This is a genomic window from Streptomyces calidiresistens, from assembly GCF_014141525.1.
GTDB classification, from domain to species: Bacteria; Actinomycetota; Actinomycetes; order Streptomycetales; family Streptomycetaceae; genus Streptomyces; species Streptomyces calidiresistens.
Window position 1 is genome coordinate 1 of record NZ_VKHS01000370.1, and the last position, 5,268, is coordinate 5,268.

The window sequence follows — 5,268 nt, forward strand, 5'->3', positions numbered from 1 at the left end:
GCTTGGGGGAGCGGCGGCGGCTGCGGCGGGGGCCGGCTCCGGGACCCTCGGGGTCGTCGTCCCCGTATCCGGGGCGGTGGTCCGCCTCGGAGCCCTCGGCGCCAGTGTCCTCGTCGGCCAGGCGTCGGGTGATGGCGCGGAAGGCCATGGTGTCGGGGCCGGGGGAGTCGTCCGGCTCGTCGCCGGGGATGCGCTCGGGGTATTCGGCCGCCGTCCGCCCGGCGTGGTCGGCGCGGTCGGAGTGCTCGGGGTATTCGTCGTACGCGGTGTCGGTGTCCGCCGCCTCGGGGGCCCAGCGCTCGCCGTCGGCCTCCCGGTGACCCCCGGCGACGCCGTAGGGATCGTCGTATCCGGAGTCGTAACCGCTCTCGTGGCCGGTGGTCCCGTATCCGTCGGTGCCGTGGTGCCCCGTGCCGTTCGCCGTGTCCCAGCCGCCGGCGGTGCCCCAGCCCTCGGAGCTCTCGGCGCCGGTGGTCCGGGGGTCCCACTCACCGGGGGCGGGCTGCGCGGCCGGGGAGCCGGTGGTGTCCGCCGTCCCGTCCCAGCCGTTGTCCCAACCGCCGTGACGGTCGCCCGGTTGGCCGTCCCAGCCGGTGCCGTAGCCGTCGCCCCCGGCGGGGGCGGTGGATTCCCCGCCCCAGTGGTCGGAGCCCCCGGCGTCCCAGCCGCCCTGCGCGCCCCAGCCCTCGTGGCCGGCCCCGGAGGCGTCGGTGAATTCCCGGAAGCGGGGCATGCCGTGGGCCGGCGTGTTGTCCCAACTCGTGGCGGAGTGCCGGCCGTTGTCGTAGGCGGTGGCCTGCCCGTACGGGTCGGTGCCGTATCCGCCGCCGGATCCCTCCGCGATTCCGTCGCCGGGATGATGCGTGTAACCCGTCTCCTGCGGGTACCCGTACCCGTAGGGGGACGGGGCGGTGTCGTCCGTGCTTCCGGCCGGTGGGTATCCGGCGGGGGCTTGACGATCGTTCACCGAGGCTGCCTTTCGGCTCGACTAACAGGAGCGGGGCATGCGCCCCGGCGGCTGCGGTGCGGCGACTGTACCCGCCTGTGCCGCGCACGGACAATCTTTCGCGGGTTTCGACAAGTTGGAATCGGGCATTCGAGCGCCTTTCGGGACGTGAAGCGGATTCGCTTCACGTCGTTTTCGATTCGCGTTCGAATTTCTTCGGCCACCGCCCATCGCTCCCGGGGGACCGGAACCCGCTGTTCCGCGCCGGCGGAGTGCCCGGACCGCGTCCCGATCGGTGCCGGATCGTTGCGCGGCGCGGCGGCGCGCGTGTGATTTCGCCCTCCCCCTGTCGCGCACCGCCCGCCGGGTGCGCGATCCTGTGGCTAACGTCCGTTCACTCCGGCATCGGGGCCGGGGCGACCTGGGAGGCAGAGCAATGGGTGTGTCCGGTCCGATTCGCGTCGTCGTCGCCAAGCCGGGACTCGACGGACACGATCGCGGTGCCAAGGTGATCGCCAGGGCGCTGCGGGACGCCGGTATGGAGGTCATCTACACCGGCCTGCACCAGACGCCGGAGCAGATCGTGGACACCGCCATCCAGGAGGACGCCGACGCCATCGGCATGTCCGTCCTCTCCGGCGCGCACAACACCCTCTTCGCCCGCGTGATCGAACTGCTCCGGGAGCGCGACGCGGAGGACATCACCGTCTTCGGCGGCGGCATCATCCCCGAGGCCGACATCCCGCCGTTGAAGGAGCAGGGTGTCGCCGAGATCTTCACCCCCGGCGCCCCCACCGGCGAGGTGGTCGAGTGGGTGCGCTCGCACGTGCGCGCCGCCTGAGCGCCCCGCCGCCTCCCGCCGCGCCGTTCGAGCCGGGCGGGGCGGCGGGCGGGGCGGCGCCCCGGTTCGCGACCGTGGCACGGCGTGCCGATTCGCCGGCACTCGATGTGACCGGGCTCACCGCGCCGGTGTGACCTGGATTTCAGGTTGACCGGCCGGGGGCCGATACCCTGCCAGGCGGACCTGCCGCGCGCCGGGGCACGGCCAAGGAAAGAACACTCCTGTCCCGCCGTCCGCGGGCTTCGCGGCATGCCCGGCCGATCGATACCGCGAGACCACTGAACAAGAGGACGGACACGCGTGGACCTGTTCGAGTACCAGGCGAGGGACCTCTTCGCCAAGCATGACGTGCCGGTGCTGGCCGGTGAAGTCATCGACACGCCGGAGGCGGCCCGCGAGGTGACCGAGCGACTCGGCGGTCGCGCGGTCGTCAAGGCGCAGGTCAAGACCGGTGGTCGTGGCAAGGCCGGCGGCGTGAAGCTCGCCTCCGACCCCGACGACGCCGTGGAGAAGGCCCGGGCCATCCTGGGCATGGACATCAAGGGCCACACCGTTCACAAGGTGATGCTGGCCCAGACCGCGGACATCGCGGAGGAGTACTACGTCTCCTTCCTGCTGGACCGCACCAACCGCACCTTCCTGGCCATGGCCTCCGTCGAGGGCGGCGTGGACATCGAGGAGGTGGCCGCCACCAAGCCGGAGGCGCTGGCCAAGGTACCGGTGGACGCCATCGACGGCGTGGGCATCGAGAAGGCCCGCGAGATCGTGGCGGCGGCGAACTTCCCGGCCGAGGTGGCCGAGCAGGTCGCCGAGGCGCTGGTGAAGCTGTGGGACGTCTTCATCAAGGAGGACGCCCTCCTGGTCGAGGTCAACCCGCTGGTGAAGACCGGCGAGGGCCGGATCATCGCCCTGGACGGCAAGGTCTCCCTGGACGCCAACGCCGAGTTCCGCCAGCCCGATCACGCCGCGCTGGAGGACAAGGCCGCGGCCGACCCGCTGGAGGCGGCGGCCAAGGCCAAGGGCCTGAACTACGTCAAGCTGGACGGCGAGGTCGGCATCATCGGCAACGGCGCCGGGCTCGTCATGAGCACCCTGGACGTCGTCGCCTACGCCGGTGAGAGCCGGGGCGGCGTCAAGCCCGCCAACTTCCTCGACATCGGCGGCGGCGCCTCGGCCGAGGTCATGGCCAACGGCCTGGAGATCATCCTCGGCGACCCGGCCGTGAAGTCGGTCTTCGTCAACGTCTTCGGTGGCATCACCGCCTGCGACGCCGTCGCCAACGGCATCGTGCAGGCGCTGGAGCTGCTGTCGAGCCGCGGTGAGACCGTCGACAAGCCGCTGGTCGTGCGTCTGGACGGCAACAACGCCGAACTGGGCCGCAAGATCCTCTCCGACGCCGACCACCCGCTGGTCGAGCAGGTGGACACCATGGACGGCGCCGCCGCCCGTGCCGCCGAGCTGGCCGCCAAGTAATCCCCGGACGACGACCATCCACGTCCGTTCAGGACAGATCGAGGACACCGTAGAGAAATGGCTATCTTCCTCACCAAGGAGAGCAAGGTCATCGTCCAGGGGATGACCGGCTCCGAGGGCCAGAAGCACACCCGGCGCATGCTGGCGTCGGGCACCAACATCGTCGGTGGCGTGAACCCCCGCAAGGCGGGCACCACCGTCGACTTCGACGGCACCGGGATCCCGGTGTTCGGCGGCGTCAAGGAGGCCATGGAGGCCACCGGCGCCGACGTCACCGTCATCTTCGTGCCGGAGAAGTTCACCAAGGCCGCCGTCGTCGAGGCGATCGACGCGGAGATCGGCCTGGCCGTGGTGATCACCGAGGGCGTCGCGGTGCACGACACCGCCGCGTTCTGGGCGTACGCCGGCAAGAAGGGCAACAAGACCCGGATCATCGGCCCCAACTGCCCCGGTCTGATCAGCCCCGGCCAGTCCAACGCCGGCATCATCCCCGCGGACATCACCAAGTCGGGCCGCATCGGCCTGGTCTCCAAGTCCGGCACGCTGACCTACCAGATGATGTACGAGCTGCGGGACCTCGGTTTCTCCAGCTGCGTCGGCATCGGTGGCGACCCGATCATCGGCACCACCCACATCGACGCCCTCAAGGCGTTCCAGGACGACCCCGACACCGACCTGATCGTCATGATCGGTGAGATCGGCGGCGACGCCGAGGAGCGGGCCGCCGACTTCATCAAGGCCAACGTCACCAAGCCGGTCGTCGGTTACGTGGCGGGCTTCACCGCGCCCGAGGGCAAGACCATGGGCCACGCCGGCGCCATCGTCTCCGGCTCCTCGGGCACCGCCCAGGCCAAGAAGGAGGCCCTGGAGGCCGCGGGCGTGAAGGTCGGCAAGACCCCGTCCGAGACGGCGCGGCTCGCCCGCGAGCTGCTGGCCGCCGCCTGACCCGACCGGGTCCGACGCGGCGTTCGTCGTTCGGCCCCTCGGGCACCCGGCCGCCCGGCCGGGGCCCGACGGCCGTCGACACGTCCGCCGATCGCCCCGGCGGACGCCCGACGCACCGGAGATCACCAGGATCAGCAGGACCGCCGCCAGCACCCGCCGGCGGGTCAGCCGCTCGCAGACCTCCCGCACCCGGTCCTCGGGCACCGGTCGGCCCGGGGCGTTCTCCGCGATCCGCTCCAGGGCCGTCACCAACAGGCGCCGCCGCTCTCCGACCGGCGCCTCCGCCAACTCCGGCACGCGTTCCACCAGCATCGCGTGCGCCCGGGTCAGTCGACCGTGGACGGCCGCCGAGGAGGACTCCACCTCGGCCGCGATCTCGGTCACGCCCATCCCCGGCCCGTAGTGCAGCAGCAGGCAGCGGCGATAGCCCGGGGGCAGGGAGAGCAGGGCCCGCAGCACCGTGTCCTCGTCGGGGACGACGGGGGCGTCCGGCGCGGTGTCGCCCGCGTCCTCGGCCGCGCCGTCGGCACCGTCCCCGGCGGGGGCGGAGGGGTGGGCGGACACCCGTGCCCGGTCCCGCCGCGCGGCGGACGGGCGCGGCCCGGTCCGGACCACGCGGGCCGGGTGGAGCCGGTGCCAGGGGGAGAGGGCGTACTCGTAGGCCGCCGCGCGCACCCATCCGACCGGATCCCGGTCCACCGCCACCTCCGGCCAGCGTTCCCAGGCCAGGCGGAAGGCGTGCACGACGGCCCGGGTCGCCACCCGCCGGTCCCCGCACAGCAGGAAGGTCTGCCGGGTGAGGGACTCGGCGTGGCGGGCGTAGAGCAGGTCGAAGGCCCGCATGGGGGCCTCCTCCGGTTCCACGCCGGGGTCGAGGTAGGGGTCGACGAGGTGGTCGGCGGTGTCCGTGTCCGTCGGGTGGGTCCCGGCCGTGTCCGGCCGCCCGTTCCCCCGGGGGGCGGTCGCCACGGCGGTACCGCCGGGGGTGCCGCTCTCACCGGCGGTCCCGTCCGCCCGGGTGCCGGACGTCCCGGAGGGGGTCCCGCGCCGGGGCCGGGCGGGG

Annotated in this window: 3 protein-coding genes and 2 pseudogenes; 3 read left to right on the forward strand and 2 right to left on the reverse strand. The window is 72.7% G+C overall.

Going from position 1 to position 5,268, the window contains the following annotated elements:
- Positions 1–967 (reverse strand): annotated as a pseudogene (locus FOE67_RS15630) (hypothetical protein); the annotation flags it as partial.
- Positions 968–1,382: 415 nt separating this feature from the next.
- Here FOE67_RS15630 and icmB point away from each other — a divergent pair.
- The 3 genes from icmB to sucD all read left to right on the forward strand — a co-directional run bounded on the left by icmB (position 1,383) and on the right by sucD (position 4,205).
- Positions 1,383–1,787, forward strand: coding sequence for a coenzyme B12-dependent isobutyryl CoA mutase small subunit (icmB, locus tag FOE67_RS15635; protein ID WP_182664716.1), 405 nt, complete (start codon positions 1,383–1,385; stop codon positions 1,785–1,787).
- 300 nt (positions 1,788–2,087) lie between these two features.
- Positions 2,088–3,260 carry an ADP-forming succinate--CoA ligase subunit beta gene (gene sucC, locus FOE67_RS15640; protein ID WP_182664717.1) on the forward strand — a complete coding sequence of 391 codons (1,173 nt, stop codon included), beginning with the start codon at positions 2,088–2,090 and terminating at the stop codon, positions 3,258–3,260.
- Between the two features lie 57 nt (positions 3,261–3,317).
- The gene (sucD, locus tag FOE67_RS15645; RefSeq protein WP_182664719.1) at positions 3,318–4,205 is read left to right on the forward strand and encodes a succinate--CoA ligase subunit alpha; all 888 of its coding nucleotides are present in this window, start codon (positions 3,318–3,320) and stop codon (positions 4,203–4,205) included.
- Positions 4,206–4,535: 330 nt separating this feature from the next.
- Here sucD and FOE67_RS30800 read toward each other — a convergent pair.
- Positions 4,536–5,048: pseudogene (locus tag FOE67_RS30800) on the reverse strand (RNA polymerase sigma factor); the annotation flags it as partial.
- Positions 5,049–5,268: the final 220 nt, after the last annotated feature.